Origin of the sequence: Psychromonas sp. KJ10-10 (assembly GCF_047323245.1) — a bacterium.
Taxonomy (GTDB): domain Bacteria; phylum Pseudomonadota; class Gammaproteobacteria; order Enterobacterales; family Psychromonadaceae; genus Psychromonas.
Window position 1 is genome coordinate 3,832,762 of record NZ_CP178826.1, and the last position, 24,919, is coordinate 3,857,680.

Consider the following 24,919-nt stretch of genomic DNA (forward strand, 5'->3'; position numbering starts at 1 on the left):
TCTATGGCTCAAACACCTCAGTCACAGCTTAAAGAACTTATTATTAAAGGTAAAGAGAAAGGCTTTTTAACCTACGCCGAAGTTAACGATCATTTACCACAAGACATTTTTGAACCAGAACAAATTGAAGATATCATTCAAATGATCGGTGATATGGGCATTAAAGTTTATGAAAATGCTCCTGATGCTGATGAAATTAGCCTAGGTGAAGAAAGTAACGATACTGCAGACGAAGATGCGGTAGAAGCGGTACGCACAAGTACTAGCAACGGTAGAATCAGAAATTGGCCGAACAACGGATCCTGTACGTATGTATATGCGAGAAATGGGAACCGTTGAACTTCTTACACGTGAAGGCGAAATTGTCATTGCGAAACGTATTGAAGAAGGCATCAAAGAAGTTCAAAACTCAGTATCAGAATACCCTGCGACTATTACCGGTTTATTAGATAATTGGGATAGCTACGAAGCAGATGAAATGAAGCTCACAGATATGATCAGTGGCTTTGTTGACCCTAACGATGAAATCTCACAATCAGTTTCAGCAACACATATCGGTTCAGAATTAACAGAATCTCAACTTAAAGATGAAGATAAAGATGATGATGAAGACGACGAAGATGATGATCTTGATAGTGAAGAAGAAGGTCCAAAAGGCCCTTGTCCTGAAGAATCTGCAGAAAAATTTGCTGAATTACGTAAACTAAATAAAGTTGTAGAAGACTCAATTGCTAAAAATGGCCGAGGTCACGCTAAAACACGTGCGGCAATTATCGAACAAGCAGAGTTTTTCCAACAATTTAAACTGATACCAAAACAATTCGATCGCATGGTAACCGCTATTCGCGCGTCGATGACAACCGTACGTACACAGGAACGTTTAGTATTAAAAATCTGTGTTGAACAAAATAAAATGCCGAAAAAAGCATTTATTAGCTTGTTTAAAGGTAACGAAACTAACGAAAGTTGGATTGAAGCAATTTATGCAACTAAAACTGATTACGCAGAGCGCATCAAAGAGTTTGATGAAGATTTGCAACGTTGTTTACGTAAAATGATCAGTGTTGAGCAAGAAACTGCTTTAACCATAGCTAACTTAAAAGAAATTTCTCGTAACATGAGCATTGGTGAAGCGAAAGCTCGTCGTGCTAAAAAAGAAATGGTAGAAGCTAACTTACGTCTAGTTATCTCGATTGCTAAAAAATACACTAACCGTGGCTTGCAATTCTTAGACCTTATCCAAGAGGGTAATATCGGCCTAATGAAAGCAGTAGATAAATTTGAATACCGTCGTGGTTACAAATTCTCAACTTATGCAACATGGTGGATCCGTCAAGCGATTACTCGTTCTATTGCTGACCAAGCGCGTACTATCCGTATTCCTGTACATATGATTGAAACGATTAATAAACTTAACCGTATCTCTCGTCAAATGTTACAAGAAATGGGCCGTGAGCCACAGCCAGAAGAACTTGCTGAACGAATGATGATGCCTGAAGATAAAATCCGTAAGGTATTAAAAATAGCGAAAGAGCCAATTTCAATGGAAACGCCAATTGGTGACGATGAAGATTCGCACTTAGGTGACTTTATTGAAGATACTACTATTGCATTACCTGTTGACTGTGCAACAAGTGAAAGCCTTAAAAATGCAACCAATGATGTATTAGAAGGTTTAACGGCACGTGAAGCAAAAGTATTACGTATGCGTTTTGGTATCGATATGAATACAGACCACACCTTAGAGGAAGTTGGTAAGCAATTCGACGTGACACGTGAGCGTATCCGTCAAATTGAAGCAAAAGCATTACGTAAACTACGTCACCCAAGCCGAAGCGAACAACTTCGTAGCTTCTTAGACGAATAAGAAGCTAGAAGCTAGAAGCTAAGAAATCCTGCTACGGCAGGATTTTTTTGCCTGTTATTAAGGTAAGCCATTCGAACCTTACCTCATAAAAACCGTGAACGTCTATTTTAAGCAAAAGCATTACGTAAGCTACGTCACCCAAGCCGAAGCGAACAACTTCGCTGACTTCTTAGACGAATAAGAAGCTAGAAGCTAAGAAATCCTGCTACGGCAGGATTTTTTTGCTTTAAAAACAATAACTGATGAACGCCAAAAAGTTTATTCATAGGTATGAATCGTTTAAAACTAGTTATTTTGCGAACTCTGTAGAATAAATAGGCAAACGAATAACATAAGGTAGACAGGAAAAATAAGAGCTTATATAATCGCGTCTCAAATATTAGCAATAATATTGGCCCCTTAGCCTAGCCTGAAATAGATGGTTAGAGTAAGCTCGCTAATAATACAAAATTTGGCCCCTTAGCCTAGCCTGAAATAGATGGTTAGAGTAAGCTCGCTAATAATACAAAATTTGGCCCCTTAGCCTAGCCTGAAATAGATGGTTAGAGTAAGCTCGCTAATAATACAAAATTTGGCCCCTTAGCCTAGCCTGAAATAGATGGTTAGAGTAAGCTCGCTAATATTACAAAATTTGGCCCCTTAGCCTAGCCTGAAATAGATGGTTAGAGTAAGCTCGCTAATAATACAAAATTTGGCCCCTTAGCCTAGCCTGAAATAGATGGTTAGAGTAAGCTCGCTAATAATACAAAATTTGGCCCCTTAGCTCAGTTGGTTAGAGCATACGACTCATAATCGTCAGGTCCCCCGTTCAAGTCGGGGAGGGGCCACCACTTTTAACATTAAAGACGCTTTTTAGCGTCTTTTTTGCTTTCTAAAGCCCCATAAACACTGGGTTTAGCTTCCAACTACGTTTTATAACGATTTGTAATATCCACAATTTTAAGTAACACTGTAAGTAACACCAACAAACTGTTACTAAGTTAATGACCACTTTCTCTTCTCATACGAATTAACTACGATTACCGTATTACTACAAGTACCCTACCCATCATGTATGTGATAATTCAAACTAACCAGTAATATTCGCCTAGTTAATATTAATAGCTCACCTGTTAACTCATAATTAACCTTCCCACTGATATTGTACAAATAGAACACACCTTTCTATTTCAGACCAATGAAACACCGTTATTTAAATTGGGAGTTTTTAATGAAAAAGTTATTCCAGACCCTTTGTGTTTTATTAGCCATTTCATCTCAAGCTAATGCGCAACCGACTCAACTAAATCGAGATATTGTATCCGATAGTTTTTTATTACCTTCAATACAATCTGCACAATCAATACACAAAGATTCAAACAGTGAATCTCTGACTAAGTTATACAATGTGAAAGCATTTCAAAGTGTTCAGATTAAGCAACCCTATAGTGAATTTGAACTGTTATACCAAAATGCTATCGCCGGACAAACGGAATTAGAAGTGCTAAGTAAAGAGATTGCAATGCAAAGTAACAGCACACTGCTTACTTCTGGTGTTAAATCAAAATTACGTGCGATAGATAAAATTAACAGTGATCTTTCTGGTGCTAATGAGAAAATCACTGATTTAGCCCGCACGACTATTGTTTCCCAAGATGTACCAACATTGATGGACACTTTTGCATTATTTGATCAGAAGGCGAGAACTGGTGCGCATTAAAAATAATTTCACTACACCTAAAGCATCTGGATACCGAGATTTAAATCTCTTAGTACGATTACCAGAAAGTAAAATCATTGCTGAAGTTCAACTACATTTAGAAGCTTTTTCGGTTATTAAAAACGGTAAAGAACATGATAATTACGAACAGATTCAACAAATAGAACGTTTACAACTGACAGATAATCGGGAGTTAAGCGAAATAGAGGTAGCTTCTATCAATAAACTCAGAAAAGAATCACAGCAACTTTATCAACAGGCTTGGAGTCAGTATTTAACGGCTTAGGAGATTTGCTTTAGCTGTAATAGCTCAGACTTGATTTGACAGTTACCCGTTTTTTAATGGTAACTGTTAGTTTAGATTTGAGCTAAAACAGACATACCGCGATGTACTTAGCAGGTTTTATATTTTTTAATATGACATTAAGTGCTATTAAATCTTGATGCTCAATGCTATTCAATTCAATCTCATAGTAAGCCACAATATCGAACTGAAAACGACAACGCTCTGGTTTAAGCAATACTAAGAGGCACCTTTAAAGTAATTTGAAAACGTTCGTTACAATCACTTAAAGATGCTTTTGCTTTCTAAAGGCTTATAAATATTAGGTTTAGATGCAACTAAGGCAACTTACTATTTCTCGCTTTTACGAATAAGTGATACCACTCTTCACGAGAAAGTGAGTTCTCAGTGGCGGTCGTACTTGCTCTTATACGGTCCAGATTTGTGGTGCCAATAATAGGTTGAATATTTGCAGGGTGACGAAGTAAAAACATCAGTACAATCACTTCACTTGGCACTTCATACTTTTCACATAACTGCATGACATACTGTGAGGTCTCACGTATATGTTGGTGCTCAGAGTTTATTCCTTTTTCAGAAAAAACACCTCTTGCTAAGCTCCCCCATGCTTGGAGCTGTATATCATTCAAGCGACAAAATTCCATCATACCCGCGACATAATTATTATTATTCTCATCAGGCGTACCTACCATGACTCCCTCATTCAACCAATCTAAGTTCGCAAGAGACATTTCAACTTGATTTGCTACTACGGTTAAATTAAGTGACGACTGAAGAAAATTGATTTGATGGTGGTTCATATTGGAAACACCCAGATGTTCAAATTTACCTGAATTTCGCAACTTCAGCAAGGCTTCTGCGAGTTCTTCAGTGTTCATTAAAGGGTCTGGTCTATGTAAAAGTAAGACATCTAATTTTTCTATCTGTAAGCGTTGTAAAATGCCATCAACTGATTTGTTAACCCAATCAGCAGAGAAATCATAACGCCCAGGAGCGCTATCATCTTCGAAGCGAATACCACACTTTGATTGAATATACATTTTCTCACGCAGAGATGGATCTTGCTTTAAAGCCTCTCCGAATGCAGTTTCAGCTTTATTGAATGTATATATGTCAGCATGGTCAAATACATTTATACCTGATTCTAAAGCTGTCTCAATAATACTGCGTGCTTGATTAATATTTTCTGTGGTTACTGGGTTTTCATTCCATCCGCCACCTAACCCCATACAACCATAAGCAATCTTACTTGCTTTAGGCAGGTATTTATTAATTGAATATTGTTTCATCATTTACCTCTTTAATTTTTCTGTTATATAGCGATACTATTCCTTTCATATGCAACAAAAAAGTAGCTAACAGCAAACTCATTGTTTACTATTTGGAAACAAAAAATGAATTAATGGTGTAACTGCTTATGAATTTTAAAAATGTAGAGCGATTGATGATGTTTCTGGAGGTAGTAGAACAAGGCAGTTTTACAAAAGCAAAGGATACCCTTGGCATTTCAAAAGGCTTCTTATCAAAACAAATTAAAATTCTTGAGGAGGATTTGAAAGCAAAATTACTGGTGCGATCTACTAGGCATATGCGTTTAACATCCGAAGGTCACAGAGCATATAATCATGGAATTGATATTAGAAAACAATTGCGGCTATTTCAAAAAAATATTCATGAGGAAAATGAAAACATAAGTGGAAAGTTAGGAATAACAGCTCCTAAGATGTTTACAGAAGTATTTCTGGTTGATATTTGTCATCAGTTTAAATCTACTCACCCCAAAATGAGCTTTGAAATAAACTCTAGCTATACTAATTTCGACCTTATGCAAAATGAAATAGACATCGCTATTAGGGCAACAACTACCCCACCCGAGAATATGGTCGCTAAAAAACTGTTTTCATATCGTCATATATTAGTCGCTTCACCTTCTTATCTCAGCACGTATGGAGAGCCTCAAAGCATCGATGAAATGCATTTACATCAATGCATGGCCACTCCGCATCAACAAACATGGCCTATGGTAAAATCAGATATTGACGTTAATGGGTGGATGTCAATGAATGATAATCACGTGCTTAAACAACTAGCTATTCAGGGTAAAGGTATCATTCGAGTGCCTAGCTATTATGTTCAAAAAGAGCTGATTAATGGTCAGTTAATTGAAATTCTGTCTTCAGATGTCTCAACACAAACAAATGACCTTTACCTCATTTATCCTCAAATGACCTATGTACCAGCAAAGTTACAAGCTTTTATTGAATCCTTACAAAATTATTTTAAAAATCCTGCTTTAAATTTGTAAGCCAATACAGTTTTTTGAACCTAGTAATAATTGTTTACAAATAAAGAATAGCAACTGACTTAAATTATTAGAGATTAATTTGCACCTCATAAAAAGCACCATTATCGAGCTGAAAGCGCCAACGGTCTGCTTTAACTAATACCAAAGAAGAAGTTAGTCGACCCTGTAAAGAAACCTTACCACGCTCATGCCAGCCATTTTCTGTCCACTCCAATAACATCAGGGCTTGACGAGTGCGATTAGGCACGAGCAATAGATCTCGCGGTGATGCTTGCAATAACTTGCCCCAAACCAAGTTCAGTACTGCCAATACTATGAGTACTTGCACCCGAATATTCCGCGAACTCAATCAGTTTATCTCCAGTGAGGTGGTATAATCGCAAGAAACCACCAATATGTGGCGTAATAATAGCGACAATATCTACTTCACCATCGCCATCAAAATCCCCTGCGCCTACTGGATTAAGCCACCTATATGGGGTTCCAATAAAAGGACTTGATGCAATTTTTACCAATTGAAAATCGATAATGCTATATACCGCAAGTGATGCCCCTGAGCGAGTATCACTTTCAATAACAATAATATCTTCAGAGCCATCATTATTGATATCTACAAGACGAGGTTCAAGATCTTCAAATACACGGTTGCTCGGAAGTTCTATTTTTAATCGCTTCCCATCGGCCATTTCTACGACAAGCAATGATGCCTCTAATGCATCACCAAGCACATTATGTTGATAACGATCAGTTGCACCTGCAAACCAAGCTTTAGCTATATTTTTTGTACCATAAGCGACACGACTAAGTGGAAGTTGACCTGCTTGTGTTTTATTAATATTAACTGGTAAAGGAGATTCGCTAGGGTAAATCGAAAGTTCGTTGGCACTGGTAGGTCTTATATTAGACGAGAGCCATAATATTAGAAGCAATAACGCAATTGTAGTTCGCATTGTTTTCGACTTAATCTCGTTTGTACGTAACTTTAGATATTTATCAAATGAATACTGCATGACTTATTTATCCTCTCTGCAGGTATAAAACCGTTAACTTTTAGAATAAAGAATGAACTTATCATACTTTTTATTTACTTTGATACAAACCAAACCTAAAAGCATGATGGATCGATAATAAACTTAATTCTACTTAAAAGGTATTCTCTTGTATGGCCACTACACTTTGTTAATAGAAAATAAATTATTGTTCACTTATTCAGTCACTTAGCTTCAACATCAGAAGAACATCAGGTATCAAAATAGCTTTTTACATCATTCCAAAGCATAGGTTTAGCAAATAAATAGCCTTGTATATAATCACAGCCCAGCTCAACTAAAAACTCATATTGCTCTCTCGTCTCAACACCTTCCCCAATTGTTTTTAAATGATAAGATTTCGCGATTGAAATTATTGCTTTAATCATCGCACCTTGTGTTTCTTCGCCAAGGCTTAAATTATCAATAAATGATTTATCAATCTTTAACGTATCGACTGGATAATTGATGAGTTGTGAAAATGCGGTATACCCGGTACCAAAATCATCTAAAGATAATTTGATACCTAAGCTTCGAATATCTTCAAGCGTTGTGATACTCATTTCATCTGTTTCAACTAAACTGGTTTCCGTAATTTCTAATTCAATGATCTCGGGGATATTTTGTATAAGCTCAACAAGGCCTTTAATTGCGTAACAAAGAGAGGGTTATGTAGTTCTGCCGCAGATATATTAATACAAAAAATGAGTGGGTTTTCACTTAAGAAATCTTTTTCTTGGGCTATTTGCTGAAAACTCGCTTCAATCACCCATAGGTCAATATCTTTGATCAAATTATACTTTTCAGCAATTGGAATAAATACATCAGGACCAATACCTTTCAGCGCGTCGGAGTTTGTTCTTAATAAGACTTCAACACTGATTATTTTTAAATTTTTAGCATCAAAGATAGGCATAAAATTTAGGTGGAAGTCATTTTGAATTATTGCATTCTTAATTTTTTCAGCTGTTTGTTTATGGAAAAAAATATCTTGAGAAATACTTTGATCAAACAGTTTATAACGATTTTTACCTTCATTTTTAGCGTAATACATTGCTGAATCAGCTCTTCCAAGTAAATCATCGAATGAGTTAACCTCGTCTTTAAACTCTGAAATACCTAAACTAGCTCGAATATAAGTTTGATGATTTTCTAATAAAAGAGGCGCATCCAATGTTTTAAGTAAGTTTTCTGTAAAATGAATAATTTTATCTCTTTGCAAACCTATAGTAACGAGGACAAATTCATCGCCAGAAAGTCTTGAAAAAGCATAGGGTGTTTTTAGATTTAAATCTAAATAGTTTTGAACCTGCTCAGAAAAAGCAACTAATAAATTATCTCCGACATGATGCCCATAGGTATCGTTAACTTTTTTAAAGTCATCAAGGTCTATATAAAACATATAAAGTTGATTTTGTTTGTTTAAAGAAGAAATTCTTTTATTTGTCCAAGTCTGCACGCCTTGACGATTATGAAGTCCTGTCAATGTATCGCTCATTGATAAACGCTTTAATTTATTCCGCTGTAGTGTGATGAGATAAATTATAACAATTAACCAAACCAATAATGTAAGCCTCAATAGATTTGATTCTGAAATTATTTCTCCATATAAAGTTATACTCTTAATTTCAATAGAATAATCACCAGGAGCATTCATACTATTTGTAAGAATCTCAAGGAAAGCGACATTTGATAATTCTACTTGGCTATTATCAAAACTTATTTTGTATTGCTCAATCCACCAATTATCGACTTTTAGTGCGGCTAGTGGGATCCTGACAGAAGAGTTATATAAATTAGGGTTATAGGCAATACTATTAAACTTTAATGAAACCATGTCTTTTTCAGTGGAATATTTATCATTATAATTTCTAAATGAAATTTTTAATTTTCCATCACTAATTGGTGCATTATATTTTAATGAAAGCTGTACTCGACTGAAAACACTTAAATCTATTCCTTGCTTGAGACTTTTACCGCTTAAAGCAATACCAACACCACAGAAGTTATATGCTTCAATGTTTTCAAGTTGACAGCGCACTGCCAGGCCATCACTTTTATCAAAATATACACTTACACCTTTACTCTTAATTAATTTTCTAGGGATGTCTTTTGTTTCATCCAAAACAGAAAATGAGGTATCCATTAAACCTATTCGATGTGATAAAAATGCGGCTAGAGAAAGAAAAAATAATAGAATAATCATTTTTAAATTAATATCAGAGGTCACAAAGGATCCTTATTATTATTGTCTCTTTAAATAACAAAAAATGACAATTACAAGACAATATGAAAATTATATATGTATTATTACACCACTTTAGATTAGGACACTTAGTTTAATTTTTCAAAAGAGATACTCTTCAACAAATTAAATAATAATCAGTTATGCGCTTATATACCCATTACCATTCAAGATGCAAAGTTCAGCAAGTTGTGAGGTGAGTGGCTTCTAGGCAGAAAGTTAAAGATCTAACGGGTTAAATCAATACTTTCTAACAACGAAGATACTTGCCTCAAAACTTGCCCTGCAGGTCGCTAGCTCGAAAAGCAATTCTGCTAGACAATTACATCCGTTGTGCCATCCAATTACATCAGAAACTGCCAGTCATTTTCATCCTACTCTGCAACCTAATAACACTTACTGTGGCCACTAAATAACATTAAGGTCGCCACTAATAAATTAAGATCACTTAGTGCGCATTTTTGACGTTAGTTATCGGCCATACTTTAGGTTAACAGTTAGCCATAAGCTGACATAAGCTTTTGTTAGGTCATAAACATATTAGGGATGATTTTAATCAAATTTACTAGGTGTTTGTGAAGCTATTCCTAGTCATTGGTAATCATCCTTTCAACCTCGTTCTGTATAAGTGCTTACGTATATTAGTTAATAATTTTGATAGACTAAAAATTTAACTAATTAGCAATCTCAATCAATACTATTTTCCTGCTACATGTAAAATCAACTTAAGATTAATAAATCTGAACTACGTAAAGAACTAAGTGCTAAAAGCAATTAATAAAATAACAGGGTAAATTTTATCTAATGAGTAACTACGAAAAAAATATTATTAGGGTGTGTGATTATATTAATCAAAACCTTGATGATGATTTAACGTTAGATATGTTAATTGTGGTGTCGGGATTTTCTAAATATCACTTTCATCGTATTTTTTGGCTTATACAGGACTTAATTTAATTAAGTTTATTCAGATGTCTCGTTTAAAACGTGCATCTTTCAGGCTAGTTTTTAAAGCTAATATCAAAATTATCGACATTGCTTTTGAGGCTCGATTTGAAAGTGCTGAGGCATTTTCAAGAGCGTTCAAACGGGAGTTTGGGCAAAGTCCTTCTGAGTTTAGAAGATCACCCAAATGGCTAAATTGGTATGAGAAAATCAATATGTTATTTATACAATCAACTAAAAAAACGGATAGTACAATGGATGTTAAAATCATTGATTTTAAAGAGCAAAAAGTTGCGACATTGGCTCATTATGGCGATCCAAAGCTTCATTACCAAACATCTATGAAATTTATTGCTTGGCGAAAAGAAACCAAATTATCACCAATAAAAACCAGTAATACTTATGGAATTCCTTATTCTGATCCAAATGTAGTAAAAGCAGAAGATTTTCATTTTGACTTATGTGGCGCTATAAAAGCAGACATCCCAGAAAATGAATATGGGGTGGTGAATCAATTTATTCCAGCAGGACGTTGTGCTGTTGTTCGTGATATTGGCAATCGTGATGACTTGGCAAAAGGCGTTTATTATTTATATCAACAATGGTTACCGACAAGTGGTGAGCACTGCCGTGATTTTCCGGTCTTTTTTCATTATGTTAATTTTGTTCATGACGTGCCTGAGCATGAAGTGATCACTGACATTTATTTGCCAATTAAATAGTTTTATCTAATTAGGAATAAAATAATGCCCCACTCTAATAATATGTTTCTTGTCGGTTCGTTACCGTCTGTATTTATGAAAACCGTCGCACCTATTATTTTAATGATGATGGTAAATGGATCGTTTTCCTTAGTTGATGCCTACTTTCTTGGTGAATATGTTGGCGCTCATGCACTTGCTTGCGGTTACCTCTGTATTTCCTGCTTTTATGATATTGGTGGCTTTATCCAGTTGGGTTTCTGCTGGTTTTTCAAGTGTGATGGCAAGGCTGTTGGGAGCGAATGAAAAAGATGAAGCTGTTTCGGCTTACCGCCAAGCTATGACCTTGTCTATGTGTGTCTGCTTAGTGTTAATTTTACTGTTTTTAGCCGGCGGTGAGCATTTAGTGTTGTTTGTTAATAATGGCTCAGAAAGCTTATCTAGTATGAGTTATGACTATTTATCTTTAATGATATTCTTCTCTCCTTTATTGTTTATTCTTACTATTAACAGCGACAGTTTACGATGTGAAGGGCAGATGTCTTTTATGGCGGTTGTGCCTTTATTATCTGTATTTTTTAATGTGGTATTTAACTACATTTTTATTGCGATGTTGGGTCGCGGCGTAGTTGGTTCGGTTTATGGTACTTTGTTAGCACAAGCGCTATCCCTGTTTGCTGTATATTTATTCCGCCGTTACAGTAAAACCGTATTAAAGGTTTCTATTGTGCGCTTTACCAATAATCGTAAGCTATGGTCTGACTTTTTAGCGTTAGGTGCGCCAACGAGTTTGTCTTATGTTGGTGTCGCACTTTCTTCTGCTTTTGTTTTATATAACTTACAAATTTGGAGTAGCGAAACCTACGGTATGATCGTTGCGACTTATGGCATTATCACGCGTATTATGACGTTTATTTTTCTGCCTTTGTTGGGTTTGAGCATGGCGTTTCAAACGATTTTGGGTAATAACATTGGCGCAAAAGAATGGTTAAGATCAAACAGCGCAATTAAAATCGCCATCATTATCGCTTTTATTTATTGTGTATTTTGCCAGTTGTTTGTTTTATTGCTTAAAAACCAATTAGGTGGCGTGTTTGTCAATGATATGAATGTTAGTGCGGAAGTGGCGCGTATTTTACCTATTATGTCATCGGCTTTATTTTTATTGGGACCACTAATGATGATTGGCGTTGTATTCCAGGCCATGGGTGATGCCAAAAGAGCGACTATTTTAAGATTGGCAAAAGTATACTTTTTCACCCTGCCTTTGATTTTCATTCTACCAATATTGTTTAATGAAATAGGCATTTGGTTCGCAGGTCCAAGCGCAGAATTTTTAGCGCTATTACTGACCATTACCGTTTTGCATCAACGTCGTCAAAAGTCAGGTAATCCGTTTGGTTTGTTTTTCAAAAATAGATAAAAATTATCATTCGTTCAGACCTTTTATCTTGAATTTTCATCAAATAAATAGTGAATTACTTCTAAGGTGCTAGATCACCTTAGAAGTAATTCGCTAACAATCTATTTTTGAAAAATTCAATGACCACGTGGTTGGAGAAGAAAATACTTTGGGTTAAATCATCTATGTCCGGTTTCGTATCTTTGCTGACATAAACCTGCCTCGTTATAAGTGCCTAATATACCCAAAATGACAGGCCTTTTAAGAGCGAATTATTATGGCAGAGTAAATGTAATTGGCTGGCTTAGGTAAATGTAATTAGGTGGCACCGTAAATAGTAATTTTCCATCTGCGTTACAACACTTGATAAGGGCTACCCATTTGAGATGTAAATACTTGTTTTTACATCTACCGGCAGAGGGTTAACGTAGTTAATCGCTCGATAGGTCATCATGTTGCGCCTTGTCTTGCAATCCGAGCTAGCGACTGAACAAAGCGTCTCGATTGGTACCGGGTATATCTATAATTGCTGGCTTATGAAAACAGAAACAACAAAAAACTATCGAAAAAGTAGTTTGTGATCATCGGTTGGGTCATAGGAAAAACACATTGAAAATATGCTCTAAATTTAACCCCATACTAATCACTAAACCTATTGTGGCAGGACGACTTAAAAGAAATAGCACTAGTTTAAAATAATTTTAACTATAAATTTCTGATCAATACAAAGTTGACAATTGTTAATAAAATCCAAGGTTAGCTGAGATTGGGAACTGCCCTGCAATGCGCTATTTGAAAACTTAATATAATCATTCAAAAGAGTCGTTAACGCAAGACCAAAATAGCTTTGATAAACTTCCTGCGGTAATTGTTCATCAAGTAATTCTGTCATGCGCTTAAAGGTCATTGGCATAACGGAGTCAAACTCTGTTGCTATTTTTTTTATCGATTCAGCATTACTAGAGTGTAAATCTCTTATGTTTGTAATATCTAAATCTTTCAAACGTTGTTGCCATGTTTGGCCTAGCCCCTTTAACGCGTTTATAGGAAGCTCTTCAAACCAAGGAAAGGTTGAGACAGTAGTAAAATCATCATTTTCTGTAGGCCTAGATATATTTGATACACTCGGCTGAAACTCAAAATCAACCACCCAACCGTTATCTTTAGAAAAAATATCCGTCGATAAGTCTTCTGAGCTTTGAATAGATGAACTTAATTGGCCAACTCTTGCATTAATTGTATTTATTTTTACCTGAGGATTTTCAATATAGCCCGACATATTAGCCAGTGCATTTTCTAGATCATCTATTATCTTTTGCGTTAGTATTTCTATATTCATAGATTAATCAACAGCTTTAAACTTTATTTCTATTTCACCCCACAAACTACTGTTTATGCTTGTTGTCTCATTGGTTGGATTGGGGATGCTAACCCCTACTCTTGTTTTTGCCAATTTAGTCGCGATGCTAGAATGCAGGTACTTGTCTTTCAAATTAGTCATTGTAATATTTTCCGCAACATTAGGCTTACTTAAGGAGTTGGTTTCACTCACTTTAGCGGCAGAAATACTTGGCTCTTCAATATCCTCGGTAACGCTGTAATTTAAGGATATTTTCGCCAGTATTCGTCCAGAATCTATCATTACTCTTGGGATACCACGAGACATAATATCTTGAAATGATGTGTACTGTTGCTTGGCTAATAAATCTTTCACTAAGGCATAGATTTCAGTCACCGTTTCTGAAGTAAGGAACTTAGATTTTTTTGTGTATCACTTGTAACATAGTCAAGATTATTTTGTATTGAGGGAAGCTCTTGTTTTTTTTCATTATCATACAGATAAGGAAGGCCAACGTTAATTGCATGCAGGCCCTCCGATCCTTTCTCTAAGGGGAATAATTCCAATAACTTTGTATCAACATCAGATTGCTGGATATATTTTTCCCGAAATACATCAAAATCAAGAGAAGCTAAACGTTTTAATTCATAATAAACCTCAGCCTGATCCTTGGATGTTATCGTGATAGCGTTAAACGTATCTTGAATTAATTTTGATACAAATTCGGTTAAATCCAAGTCAGCATTGCTACTCATATTATTCCCTTTTTTGTCTTAATACCTACCAGCCACAATAGTTAACAGATCAATTTTACTGATTACAATTGTTTACTTCTTTGTTAAAGGTTTCGTAACAGGAAGCAATTTTTCAACTTCCGCCTCAAATTCAACAACTGTTGCTAGGCAAAATTTAGATCATTTATCGAGCATCATTGATATTATTTTTCGTCAATACTCTTTGTCGCTTCACTGCTTTCAAGCAGTTTCAGATAATCAGTACTAAAATTAATTTTGACGCCACCAGTTATTTGCACATTAGTATTGTCAGAAGTAGTTGTTTTGTTTTGAGAGGTAGAAACATTAAAGGTTGTTTCTGGTTGTTTTATTAGAGTTACTTGTTCCAAAGAAACCAAATAATCTTGCCCCCACACTGCCACGTCTAGTGCTTTTAGTATTTGTCCTCTCAAAGTCAGTCACATTTTCGTAGGTTGAAGCGGTACTACTTGCATCAAATGTAAGGCTTGTTTCTATGGTGCCATTATCAACTACTAAACGAAGCATTCCTTGCTTAACCATATTTTGTAAAAGTGTAAACTTATTTTGTGCAATGACAGCAGAAAGGCTATCTAATAAACCTGTCCATATTTCACCTGTAAAATTAGTTTCTTCGGTATAGGCTGTATCTGGTTTTACAAGTTCATTTAAAGCACTGGCATCCAATGCTGTTGGAGTTGAATCTTTACTTACTGAGGGAATTTTTCTGTTAGAAGCTCTAATATTGCCTCTGGTGGGACATCGTTTTTAGTATTATTTATATAAGCTTCCAGCCCATCTTCCATTGTTGTGGATAACTCTGTGTATGCCTCCATTTGAGTTAGATTCGCGTTAACTAATGCTTCAAATACGTCTGTAACAAGTTTCGCTGTAAATTCAGGAAACCCAATTTCACTAACGCCTGTTGCTTCACCTAATGCATAACTGGTCATTTTATTCTCCTTTTGTGTCTGCCTGTACCATTAATTTAACAGCCTTTGCCGTCAAATTACTTTAGCAGTGTCCTCCTATACTTAACCGTGACACTGATCAAAAATTAATCAGTATAGAGCAAATTACACACAAAATAGTAAACTAAAGATGAAATAAAAACCCTTAAGGGGTTAGTTAAAGTTTCTTTTTAGTTTAACAGAAGCAAAATGGTAGGATGATTATGACTTAAATAACCTCAGGTCTGGATAATGGAAGCGAAATAACATTAAACTTCAACAGCTTAAAAAATATATAATACAGTGCTGTTAGTTTTGCGTAGTTCAAGGCGAATTATCGAAGCAATAACGAGTTATTGGGAGATGATTTAACGCAGAAATGCGCGTAAATATCGGTACTGTATCGTTTTGCTTATCCAGAACCGAGGTTAAATAACCTTTGTACTTTTTAGTTCAGCTTTATAAGCGTCGCCTTCATCATTAGTAATAAAGTTAAGGTAATTATGAATACTTTCTAGTTGATCTGACTGGTAATGTGATACATATAAAAGTTGGCTTAAGTTTTCCTTGGCAATCAGTTCTAATGCACTTTTTACCAATCTTCGCCCTAAATAATCTAACCCTTGATAGGGTTCATCTAGTATTAATAGAGTGGGCTGTTTAACAATTGCACGGGCAATTAATAATAGGCGTTGTTGGCAGTATTCCAATTGCTTAAAAGTAGTTTTCGAAAATTGGCTCATATGTAGAATATCTAACCATTCTTTAGCAATATTTTGCTCTTCAAGAGTTGGTTGTTGATAAAGGCCAATTGAATCATAAAAGCCAGAAACAATCACATCCAACGCAGTACAATTAACACGATACTGTAAATGTAATGCAGAGGAAACCATGCCAATATGTTTTTTGATTTCCCAAATAGTTTCTCCCGTGCCTCGTTGCCTACCAAAAATTTGAATATCATTGCTATAACACTGAGGATGGTCACCAAAGATTAAACCTAACAAAGTGCTTTTACCACAACCATTAGGACCACTAATTTGCCAATGTTCTCCTTTATTAATACGCCAATTAACATCGGTAAAAATAGTTTTATCGGCGTAAGCGACCTTACCTTGTTTTAATTCAAATATAGGATTTTCAAATGTCGATGTATGGCGATGGCGCTGAATTAAAGCCATCATGTCTTCACTTTGCTGAGCTGATTGTGCTTTAATTTGAGTAATGACAGGATGTTCATCCCAGTCTTTTTTGTCCATCAAACTATCTAATTTTCCTTCACTGAAGAGCGCCACTTTATCTACCCAATCAGGTAACTCCTCTTCACGGGAAACAATAATAATCATTTGTACGCTATTCGATAACAGGGCTAAATAATCTGCCAAAGATTTTCGATGAGCGATATCTAAACCGACATAGGGTTCATCTAATATTATTAATTCAGGTTGAGTGGCTAGCGCTCTCGCTAACATCACTCGACGTGTTTCACCCGTAGAAAGTATTCTAAAACCACTTTCCTGTAATGCTTGTAAATCCAATTTTTCAATTAGATCTAAAGTAAGTTTTTTATCCTGACACTGCTCATAAATAAGGGAGTAGACTGTGCTACCTGTATCGATACGATCTAAAAATTCACTATCATCATTAGCCAGTTCAGATTCCAACAAACGTTGCTGTTCACTCAATGAAACCTGAGCAATCGCTTTCCTTCTTCCTTCAATGACACCAGAATAAGAAAGTGGCTCATCGCACAAAAGATTACCCAATAATGAGCCAACATCCCCCTGTGTACTAAACACTCCCCAAGACTGATTCTCTTGAATAAGCCAGTGGTCAATACTCAGTGTAAAAGTAGCGACCTTCAAGTTGATTTGTTTGAATTCGATGTTCATTTATTTTTCATCCGAGTGTAAATTGGTAGGAAAAGCCTAAAAGATAACGTGATCAGCACAATTAAGTAATGTCGCGTTTATTAACAGGTACTAGCAACACAACCTCTTCCTCTGTCCTTTGCTTTATATAATGCGGTATCAGCTTCAGATAATAATAGTTCAACGTTTGATATAGTAGACGATAAAGAAGCAACACCTAAGCTAATAGAAAAAGTCACCACTCCATCACTGATTGGTACACTTAGTTTAGTGACATCAGAGCAAAGACGTTGAGCAATCACTACTGCTTGTTCGAGCTCTGTTTGTGGTAAAATGAGTACAAACTCGTCTCCTCCCCAGCGACCAATAAAATCTCCCTTGCGAAGACTTTTTTCGCAGGTAGAAGCAAATAATTTAAGCACTTCATCACCAATATGATGGCCATTTTTATCGTTTATTTGTTTAAATTTATCAATATCGATTAGTACACAACATAATGCATTAGCATGACGCAGTGCTCGAGAGCATTCCTTTTCAAGTAGTTCATTTAATGCTCGACGAGTTAATAGATTTGTTAATGCATCATAATTAGCACGATATTCAAGTCGTTCACTGAGTAAATGTTGTTCTGTAATATCAATGGCGGTTACCTGAATAACTTGTTCTCCATCCCAAAGCACTGGTCTTGATAATAAACTTAACCAAACAATCGAACCATCAGTTCGCACCCCTTTACTTTCTGCTTTTATGACGGCTTCTTCACCTGTCATCAATGCTTGATTATCTCGATATGCAATTTGATGATATTCCGAGGATATGGTTGCCAAGATAGATTCATTGGCTAACAAAGCTTGTTCATTTTCAAAACCAAACATCTCTGCATAAGCCTGATTACAAAATAAAGGGTTGAAGTTTTTATGTACTAGAATGCCTTGAATTGAGCCATCGACTAACACGCGGTAACGCTCTTCGCTTAACTTCAGACTTCGTTGCATTTCAAATTGATAACTTAAATCAATAATAATAACCTGCATCGCAGGTAAACCTTCCCATTCGGTAATATTATCAATCGCTAAAACAGTTAACTCTTTACCTGTTTTATCTATATTCTGAAAGGTACGTACTCCAGGTTTCTGTCTACCCGACATAATTTCGTCGTTTACAAATTTGGCTTTGGGGTGATCTTCTTCGGCAATCAGTTCTAAAACACTATTCAGAGAAAGGATCTCTTCAGCGCGATGATAACCATAAAAATTGGCGTAATTATCATCCGCATAAAGAGGTTTAAAATCCCGATGAATGACTACCCCGTAATGAGGTTCAATCAGTAATTTTTCAGAAACATCCACAGTGTCTCTTCTCCAAAGTAGCTTTAAACAAAATTGCGACCAACATCAAGGTTAATACAAACTCACTTAATTTAAATTCATTTTTTGAAATACTTACCGATATATTAAAGATAAATTTCAACATACTAATAGGTCACTATACCTTTAAACAGGTGATTTGCAAAAATCATCTTTTGACAACTAAACTGACAACTAGGCTCTCGCAAAAGCCACCTTATTTTCCTAAAAATTTATTATTTACAAAAGATTAGCCCTTATTACTTTAGTAGGAATATTTGTTGATCAAATAAAGCATTAGTTTTTGTGATTAATGGCTCAATTTACAATAATGCTCTCTAAGTTGCCTGTTATTCTTTGAGTTTGAACCGATACTATAATCTGACTCTAGAATCATGACATGTAATATTACAAAAGTAGGACTGTTCCAATGAAATTTACAATGAAAGCTAAGCTAATCACAACCTTATGCTTACCCTTATTACTGATAAGTATTTTTTTCCTGAACAATATTGTACAAACAAAAAATATTGTTCTTGACCAAGAAAAAATAAATGTAGAGGCGAAGGTAAGTGATTTATTAAATGAGAATTTACAGGGGCAAGTTGATACCGTCACCCGTGCTGTTAGCCTTTTTTATGAGCAATCACAATTAGAAAATATTAAAGCTAGTTTAGCAACTGATATCAGTACCTTCAAAGCAACCATAGAAAACATTTATGATATTAGTGACTCGCCTAGTTTAGCGGAAAAAAATGTTATCGCTTTCATTAATAGTTACCGTTGGGGAGATGGGCGCTATTTCTTTGCTTACCATGGCAGTTACATGCGACCTAAAACCTATGGTATTAACCCTAACTCGGCGGGCGCAGAAGGCTTTGATAAAGTAGATGCCGATGGTAACTTTGTGGTGCGAGGAATCGTTTCAGCAGAGCAAAAGAAAGTACGCCTGGTTTTAGCCAATATTCTTTTTTAAATCCTAAAACAGAGCAGGTTGAAGATAAAATTACCGCTTCTTTTTATTTCGATAAATTGAATTTGGTATTTGCAACCAGTGAGTACATTAATACGCTTAAACAAGATTCTATCAATATTGCGCTACAAACAATTACCCTTTCAAAATATGGTAAAAATGGCTATTTTTGGGTACAGGATAAAAGCGGTAAAATTCTTGCTCACCCAGATCAAAAGATGGTCGGTAAAGCTACTAACAGTAGCAAAAAAATTGCAGAAAGTGTTCAAGGACAAAGTGATACTTTTATTAACATTGACTATGAAAATTCTGACAATTCAGGCACTGAGAGTAAATTTGCCTATGCACGTAATATTTTTCCAGATTGGGGATGGACAATTGTAACGGCGACGCCTGAAAGTGATATTACTACTGTAGAAGAGAGTTTAACGAATGCCAGTGAACAAATCTTTGACCAAAAAGTCACCTCAACTATTACTGTCTCTTCAATTTTAATTATTATCTCTCTTATTATCGCGATTTGGGTAGTAAGTGCCATTATCAAGCGACTAGTGAGATTAAAAGGCCGTGTTGATACACTATCTTCTGGCGAAGCAGACTTAACCTCTCGTATTGAAATCACCTCAAATGATGAGTTAGCTGATATTAGTCATTCCGTTAATAATTTTATTTGCTACCTACAAAGGATGATTGTTGATATTTCGGAAGCGTCAAAAAATATTAGTGAAGGAGTGAGCCAGCTTAAACAACAATCTGAAGTGAATAATCAAGCTCTAATCGCCCATGCTTCTGAAACAGATCAAGTGGTTAGTGCCATTACTGAATTAAATGCAACCGCCGAAAGTGTTGCTCAGAGCGCGGCAGATACAGCAAGCAATACTCAAAAAGCAAATGATGAAGCTTTACTTTCTAAGGAAACGGTACGCGAAGCATCTAACAGTGTTATCGCTTTGGTAGACGAGGTTCAGTCAGCTTCTAGTAGTATCAATACCATGAATGACAATACAGTACAGATTATTAGTGTGCTCAGTGTGATTGGTGAAATTGCGGATCAAACGAATCTTTTAGCGCTTAATGCGCCTATTGAAGTCGCACGAGCTGGCGAACCAAGGTCGAGGGTTTGCAGTGGTTGCCGATGAAGTTCGCTCTTTAGCCGCTCGTACGCAAACTAGCACAGCAGAAATTAATGCAATACTAAGTACTTTGCGTCAAGACGCAAGCAATGCTGTTGAGGCAATGAGCACAACAAAAACAAGTTGTGAACAAACTGCAGAAAATACCGACCGTGTCACTGAAAGCCTTGATACTATGAGTAACTTTATTGTAGAAATAAATGATCTTAGTACACAAATTGCCACCGCTTCAGAAGAACAAAGCGCCGTTAGTGAAGAAGTCAGCCGCAATATGAATAATATTCATCAAATGGTTCAAGAGTTAAAAAATAATGGTCAAGCAACCGTAGATAGCACCGAAAACCTCACTATGGCAAATGAGAAATTAGATGCTTTAGTTAAAAAGTTCAAATTACAATAATATTTTCAATCAACGAGAAAGGGTTAAAACAGCTGTTTTAACCCTTTCTCGTTTTACTTAATTGCTTACTACTTTTCTTTTAAAAACCTGCTGTATGAAGAGTATTGTTGCACCAGCGATTAATCCCCATAGTACTGAACTCAATCCCCATAAAGTAATATTTGAAGCAGTAACAATAAAGGTAATAATAGAAGCCTCTGAAACCTTACTCGCTACCACTGCCTGTTGCAGGCTATTTCCGATCGTTGAAAATAATGCAATACCCGCTAATGAATAAATGAGTGCATCGGGTAATAATGCAAATACATTCATCAGATAACTTGAAAAAATGGCCATAATTAAATATACAATGCCACCAGCAATCGGCGCCCAATAACGTTCTGAAGGCTTTTCACTTACTTCGTCAGTCATACATATAGCGACAGTGATCGCGACCAGATTTATCGAAAAACAACCAAAGGGGGCCATCACCATATTCACAAAGCCTGTCACACTTAATATCGACGAAACAGGTGCATCATAATTATGTGCTTTAAAGACCGCAATTCCCGGTAAATTTTGAGCGGCCATAGTGACAATAAATAAAGGTAAACTGATACCTAAAATGACATCAAGCGTAAATTGTGGCGCAATGTAATGAAACTCACTTACCTGCCAAGAAAGTCCAGTATCTGAGACTAAATGAAACTGCCAGGCTAATAAAATGCAACTCACCAATACAAATAACATCGCAAACTTAGGCATAATTTGTTTGCTGATAAAATATGTCGCAAGCATCACTGATACCACCCATGGCGCTTCATTCATTTGACTAAAAACATCAACACCAAAATTAATCAAAATACCGGCTAACATTGCTGAAGCGAGTTGAAATGGAATTTTACTGATCAACTTTTCAAACCACCCCGTTAAACCGCACAATAAAATCAGTGCGCCAGAAACAATAAATCCAGCAATTGCTTCATTAATACTGAAACCTTGAACGTTGGCAATTAATAAGGACGCACCAGGCGTTGACCAGGCAATTAATATCGGTAAACGATAATAAAGAGACAAACCAATAGAAGTGCCCCCAATGGTCAAACCCAGCATTAACATCCAACTTGAGGCTAGATTGGTATCACCTCCCAAATTTATCACTGTCTGATAAATTAAAGCGAAGAGAACTTGCAAAGCCGATGATCACAACTACGATTCCAGCAGTTGCGAGCACTCACAATACGATTGACTAACATATCAAAATTTCCCATAATAAAACGAAATGTGCGTTATAGCGCACAAGATAACATCGTGCGTTATAACGCACAAGGAAAATAATGAATAACAATATTAATCTTATAATTGGAAAGCAATTAAAAGCGACGAAGAGTAGAAAATGGCTGGAGCCTTGATGCAACCTACCGAAAAACAGGCGTATCAAAAGCAATGTTAGGTCAAATTGAACGTGGTGAATCAAGTCCCACTATTGCAAAACTATGGAAAATAGCAAATGGATTTGAATTACCAATAAGCTACTTTTTAAGCCCTATCAGTGACCATGACATAATAAACAATGAATTTAATACAGATAAAGGGATCAGCGTCTCTCCTTTATTTCCCTTTGATTCTATAACGAATATTGAAGTACTTTGTTTAACACTCGCACCTTCATACCAACATACTTCTGAAGCGCATAATATAGGAACAATTGAACATATTCTGGTGATAAAAGGTGAAATGGAATATTTAGTTGATAATCAATGGTTGCCTTTACAGCAAAATGAAGTAACAAAATTTAATGCAGATAAAGTACACGGGTATCGTAATGTCAGTGATCAAGAGGCGATATTTCACAATATTATTTATTATGCGAAGAAATAATAGCAAAGTAGTGAACAAAAAAGCTCCCTACTTTGCTAACCAAATATCTTTTAAGTATTAAGCATTAAACTGTTCAACAACATCCTTTAAAGCGGTTGAGCGCTTAGCAATATCTTGACTAGAAATATTAAGTTGTTCGATATGAGACAATGTTTCCGTCGACATATCATTAATGCGCACGATATTTTGGTTAATCTCTTCGGCTACAGCACTTTGTTGCCCAGTTGCACTTGAAATTTGAGCACTCATATCATTAATATTTTCAACTGCTTTTGAAATTTGAACGAGAGATTCCCCTGTATCGGCAACTTTATCAACGGCTGATTCAGCTTGCTCTTTACTTTTAGCCATCACATCAACGGCTTTTTTAGAGCCTAATAATAATTTATCAAGCATCATATTAACTTCTTCCGTCGACTTTTGTGTTCTACTCGCCAGAGTACGCACTTCATCGGCAACTACGGCAAAACCTCGTCCTTGGTTCACCAGCTCGAGCGGCTTCGATAGCGGCATTAAGTGCTAATAGGTTGGTTTGTTCAGCAATGCTTTGTATTACATTTAATACACTGGTAATGCTGACACTATCTTGCTCTAACTGATAAATAGTTTCAGAAGCTTCTTCGATTTGAGAGGCTAATGCATTAATTTGCATTGTCGCCTCGTTTACAATTAACTGTCCACTTGAGGTGATATCATTGGCTTCTTTTGCCGCATCAGAGGTTAAGGCAATAGTATTCGCAACTTCCTGTGCTGAAATCGTCATTTCATTCATAGCCGTTGCCACTTGTTCTGTTTCTGAAAATTGCTGTTGAATGTTTTGATTGGTGATCACAGATAAAGCGACTAACTCTTCTGAATCTTGAGATAATATATGCGTTGAATCGGAAATGTTGTCGATCATTTTTAACAAGCGATCACGCATAACCTGCAATGAAACAACGATTTCACTCAGTTCATTTTTCCCTTTTCCTGCAAATTTTTTATTTAAATCAGCGGTAGCCATTTCAGCAACAATATCAGGGATTCTGCGGATAGCTCGGGTGATATTAAATGTAATAAAAACCAAAAAAACTAACACAATAGCAAGCCCAAAAAATGCAAAGTTCATCGAGAAATTAGTCGCATCATGTTGTTTAGATTGGGCGTTTTGTAGGTTTGACTGTACCTCTTCAAGGAATGGGTTCACTTTGCTATAAATTGCCTCAGCATGACAGCATCAAAATTTGCCATGGTTTTATTACCGCCAGAAGCTCCTTGGTCAATATATGCTTGCGCCATTGCCTTCCCTGCTTCATAGTAAGCTTCAAAGGCTACTGACATTTTATCGTAACTTGCTATGTTATCTTTATCCAATTGCTTAAGCTGTACAATCAATTGACGAAACTTCTGTGCATTATCTTCAGCTTCATCAAAACCATCATTTAAGCCATCTAAAGCGCGTGTTGCACTAATATCTGTTAGCCATTGCTGTACCTGTACCACACTTAATTTAAGTTCATGGGTATAATTCAATAAAGGGATTTCAATTAAACTAATTCTATCTACCTGTTGTAAAACAGTGCGGTTAGTATTTATGACTACTCCTGCTTGGATAATAATAATTAAAGCTAAAAATGATGATAGCCATATCATACGAAGCTTTAAAGATAATGAGTTAGACATTTGGTTTTCCTTCCTTAGTACGCCTATATAGTTGTTAATTTGAGGCAGTGATATAGTGAAATGTATTAGCAGTGTGCGAGCTTTTCTGGGTTATATTTGATTCATTAGATTTATCGAATTGGTATAACTTATTGAGT

The 24,919-nt window shown here is 35.9% G+C and carries 26 protein-coding genes, 1 tRNA gene and 2 pseudogenes; 13 read left to right on the top strand and 16 right to left on the bottom strand.

The window, feature by feature from the left end:
• Nucleotides 1-3: 3 nt before the first annotated feature.
• The 4 genes and pseudogenes from rpoD to ACLKMH_RS22045 all read left to right on the top strand — a co-directional run bounded on the left by rpoD (nt 4) and on the right by ACLKMH_RS22045 (nt 3,852).
• Nucleotides 4-1,867: pseudogene (gene rpoD, locus ACLKMH_RS22030) on the top strand (RNA polymerase sigma factor RpoD).
• A 753-nt stretch (nt 1,868-2,620) separates the two neighbouring features.
• Nucleotides 2,621-2,697: transfer RNA gene (locus tag ACLKMH_RS22035), tRNA-Ile, on the top strand.
• A gap of 380 nt (nt 2,698-3,077) precedes the next feature.
• A complete protein-coding gene (locus tag ACLKMH_RS22040) occupies nt 3,078-3,566 on the top strand; it encodes a hypothetical protein (RefSeq protein WP_413699970.1) in 489 nt (162 codons plus the stop codon).
• Nucleotides 3,556-3,852 carry a hypothetical protein gene (locus ACLKMH_RS22045; RefSeq protein WP_413699971.1) on the top strand — a complete coding sequence of 99 codons (297 nt, stop codon included), beginning with the start codon at nt 3,556-3,558 and terminating at the stop codon, nt 3,850-3,852. The genes ACLKMH_RS22040 and ACLKMH_RS22045 overlap by 11 nt, the downstream gene beginning before the upstream one ends.
• A gap of 335 nt (nt 3,853-4,187) precedes the next feature.
• Here the strand turns inward: ACLKMH_RS22045 and ACLKMH_RS22050 are convergent, their stop codons facing one another.
• Nucleotides 4,188-5,159, bottom strand: coding sequence for an aldo/keto reductase (locus ACLKMH_RS22050; RefSeq protein WP_413702441.1), 972 nt, complete (start codon nt 5,157-5,159; stop codon nt 4,188-4,190).
• A gap of 128 nt (nt 5,160-5,287) precedes the next feature.
• Here ACLKMH_RS22050 and ACLKMH_RS22055 point away from each other — a divergent pair, with 128 nt between their 5' ends.
• On the top strand, nt 5,288-6,175 hold the full coding sequence (locus ACLKMH_RS22055) for a LysR family transcriptional regulator (RefSeq protein ID WP_413699972.1): 888 nt from the start codon (nt 5,288-5,290) through the stop codon (nt 6,173-6,175).
• Nucleotides 6,176-6,242: 67 nt separating this feature from the next.
• Here the strand turns inward: ACLKMH_RS22055 and ACLKMH_RS22060 are convergent, their stop codons facing one another.
• The 4 genes from ACLKMH_RS22060 to ACLKMH_RS22075 form a co-directional block, all read right to left on the bottom strand.
• Nucleotides 6,243-6,428 carry a hypothetical protein gene (locus ACLKMH_RS22060; protein ID WP_413699973.1) on the bottom strand — a complete coding sequence of 62 codons (186 nt, stop codon included), beginning with the start codon at nt 6,426-6,428 and terminating at the stop codon, nt 6,243-6,245.
• A complete protein-coding gene (locus tag ACLKMH_RS22065) occupies nt 6,415-7,125 on the bottom strand; it encodes an FG-GAP repeat domain-containing protein (RefSeq protein ID WP_413699974.1) in 711 nt (236 codons plus the stop codon). The genes ACLKMH_RS22060 and ACLKMH_RS22065 overlap by 14 nt, the downstream gene beginning before the upstream one ends.
• A gap of 290 nt (nt 7,126-7,415) precedes the next feature.
• Nucleotides 7,416-7,766, bottom strand: a complete 351-nt coding sequence (locus ACLKMH_RS22070; protein WP_413699975.1) for an EAL domain-containing protein — start codon at nt 7,764-7,766, stop codon at nt 7,416-7,418.
• A gap of 35 nt (nt 7,767-7,801) precedes the next feature.
• Nucleotides 7,802-9,433 carry a diguanylate cyclase domain-containing protein gene (locus tag ACLKMH_RS22075; RefSeq protein WP_413699976.1) on the bottom strand — a complete coding sequence of 544 codons (1,632 nt, stop codon included), beginning with the start codon at nt 9,431-9,433 and terminating at the stop codon, nt 7,802-7,804.
• A 986-nt stretch (nt 9,434-10,419) separates the two neighbouring features.
• Here ACLKMH_RS22075 and ACLKMH_RS22080 point away from each other — a divergent pair.
• From ACLKMH_RS22080 to ACLKMH_RS22090, 3 genes are read left to right on the top strand one after another with little or no spacing between them, the layout of a single operon-like run.
• Nucleotides 10,420-11,115, top strand: a complete 696-nt coding sequence (locus ACLKMH_RS22080; RefSeq protein ID WP_413699977.1) for an AraC family transcriptional regulator — start codon at nt 10,420-10,422, stop codon at nt 11,113-11,115.
• A gap of 24 nt (nt 11,116-11,139) precedes the next feature.
• Nucleotides 11,140-11,400, top strand: a complete 261-nt coding sequence (locus ACLKMH_RS22085; protein ID WP_413702475.1) for a hypothetical protein — start codon at nt 11,140-11,142, stop codon at nt 11,398-11,400.
• A complete protein-coding gene (locus ACLKMH_RS22090) occupies nt 11,285-12,517 on the top strand; it encodes an MATE family efflux transporter (protein ID WP_413702442.1) in 1,233 nt (410 codons plus the stop codon). Before ACLKMH_RS22085 ends, ACLKMH_RS22090 begins: the two co-directional genes overlap by 116 nt.
• Before the next feature lie 664 nt (nt 12,518-13,181).
• Here ACLKMH_RS22090 and ACLKMH_RS22095 read toward each other — a convergent pair.
• The 7 genes from ACLKMH_RS22095 to ACLKMH_RS22125 form a co-directional block, all read right to left on the bottom strand.
• A complete protein-coding gene (locus tag ACLKMH_RS22095) occupies nt 13,182-13,835 on the bottom strand; it encodes a hypothetical protein (RefSeq protein WP_413699978.1) in 654 nt (217 codons plus the stop codon).
• 3 nt (nt 13,836-13,838) lie between these two features.
• Nucleotides 13,839-14,231 carry a hypothetical protein gene (locus ACLKMH_RS22100; RefSeq protein ID WP_413699979.1) on the bottom strand — a complete coding sequence of 131 codons (393 nt, stop codon included), beginning with the start codon at nt 14,229-14,231 and terminating at the stop codon, nt 13,839-13,841.
• Nucleotides 14,228-14,590, bottom strand: a complete 363-nt coding sequence (locus ACLKMH_RS22105; RefSeq protein WP_413699980.1) for a hypothetical protein — start codon at nt 14,588-14,590, stop codon at nt 14,228-14,230. Before ACLKMH_RS22105 ends, ACLKMH_RS22100 begins: the two co-directional genes overlap by 4 nt.
• Before the next feature lie 324 nt (nt 14,591-14,914).
• A complete protein-coding gene (locus tag ACLKMH_RS22110; protein ID WP_413699981.1) occupies nt 14,915-15,274 on the bottom strand; it encodes a hypothetical protein in 360 nt (119 codons plus the stop codon).
• A gap of 23 nt (nt 15,275-15,297) precedes the next feature.
• Entirely contained in the window at nt 15,298-15,540 is a 243-nt protein-coding gene (locus ACLKMH_RS22115) for a hypothetical protein (protein WP_413699982.1), read from the bottom strand.
• A gap of 425 nt (nt 15,541-15,965) precedes the next feature.
• Nucleotides 15,966-17,429 carry a molybdate ABC transporter ATP-binding protein ModF gene (gene modF, locus ACLKMH_RS22120; protein WP_413699983.1) on the bottom strand — a complete coding sequence of 488 codons (1,464 nt, stop codon included), beginning with the start codon at nt 17,427-17,429 and terminating at the stop codon, nt 15,966-15,968.
• Nucleotides 17,430-17,509: 80 nt separating this feature from the next.
• Nucleotides 17,510-18,757: a diguanylate cyclase gene (locus ACLKMH_RS22125; RefSeq protein ID WP_413699984.1), complete on the bottom strand. Its 1,248-nt coding sequence runs from the start codon at nt 18,755-18,757 to the stop codon at nt 17,510-17,512.
• Nucleotides 18,758-19,184: 427 nt separating this feature from the next.
• Between ACLKMH_RS22125 and ACLKMH_RS22130 the strand changes: the two genes are divergently transcribed.
• From ACLKMH_RS22130 to ACLKMH_RS22145, 4 genes and pseudogenes are all read left to right on the top strand, one after another.
• A complete protein-coding gene (locus tag ACLKMH_RS22130; protein WP_413699985.1) occupies nt 19,185-19,730 on the top strand; it encodes a cache domain-containing protein in 546 nt (181 codons plus the stop codon).
• A gap of 11 nt (nt 19,731-19,741) precedes the next feature.
• A pseudogene (locus ACLKMH_RS22135) lies at nt 19,742-20,335 on the top strand (cache domain-containing protein); the annotation flags it as partial.
• 78 nt (nt 20,336-20,413) lie between these two features.
• Nucleotides 20,414-20,866, top strand: a complete 453-nt coding sequence (locus ACLKMH_RS22140; RefSeq protein WP_413702443.1) for a methyl-accepting chemotaxis protein — start codon at nt 20,414-20,416, stop codon at nt 20,864-20,866.
• Nucleotides 20,853-21,260: a methyl-accepting chemotaxis protein gene (locus ACLKMH_RS22145; RefSeq protein ID WP_413699986.1), complete on the top strand. Its 408-nt coding sequence runs from the start codon at nt 20,853-20,855 to the stop codon at nt 21,258-21,260. The genes ACLKMH_RS22140 and ACLKMH_RS22145 overlap by 14 nt, the downstream gene beginning before the upstream one ends.
• A 57-nt stretch (nt 21,261-21,317) precedes the next feature.
• Here the strand turns inward: ACLKMH_RS22145 and ACLKMH_RS22150 are convergent, their stop codons facing one another.
• On the bottom strand, nt 21,318-22,358 hold the full coding sequence (locus ACLKMH_RS22150) for a benzoate/H(+) symporter BenE family transporter (RefSeq protein ID WP_413702444.1): 1,041 nt from the start codon (nt 22,356-22,358) through the stop codon (nt 21,318-21,320).
• 429 nt (nt 22,359-22,787) lie between these two features.
• On the opposite strand from ACLKMH_RS22150, the gene ACLKMH_RS22155 reads away from it, so the two are divergent.
• Nucleotides 22,788-23,120 (top strand): cupin domain-containing protein, encoded by a 333-nt coding sequence (locus ACLKMH_RS22155; RefSeq protein WP_413702445.1) that lies wholly within the window; start codon nt 22,788-22,790, stop codon nt 23,118-23,120.
• Between the two features lie 57 nt (nt 23,121-23,177).
• Here ACLKMH_RS22155 and ACLKMH_RS22160 read toward each other — a convergent pair whose 3' ends face one another.
• Genes ACLKMH_RS22160 through ACLKMH_RS22170 form a run of 3 tightly spaced genes read right to left on the bottom strand, consistent with a single transcriptional unit; the run spans nt 23,178 to nt 24,782 of the window.
• Nucleotides 23,178-23,606: a methyl-accepting chemotaxis protein gene (locus ACLKMH_RS22160; RefSeq protein WP_413699987.1), complete on the bottom strand. Its 429-nt coding sequence runs from the start codon at nt 23,604-23,606 to the stop codon at nt 23,178-23,180.
• Nucleotides 23,569-24,306, bottom strand: coding sequence for a methyl-accepting chemotaxis protein (locus ACLKMH_RS22165; protein ID WP_413699988.1), 738 nt, complete (start codon nt 24,304-24,306; stop codon nt 23,569-23,571). Before ACLKMH_RS22165 ends, ACLKMH_RS22160 begins: the two co-directional genes overlap by 38 nt.
• Nucleotides 24,303-24,782: a hypothetical protein gene (locus tag ACLKMH_RS22170; RefSeq protein WP_413699989.1), complete on the bottom strand. Its 480-nt coding sequence runs from the start codon at nt 24,780-24,782 to the stop codon at nt 24,303-24,305. The genes ACLKMH_RS22165 and ACLKMH_RS22170 overlap by 4 nt, the downstream gene beginning before the upstream one ends.
• Nucleotides 24,783-24,919: the final 137 nt, after the last annotated feature.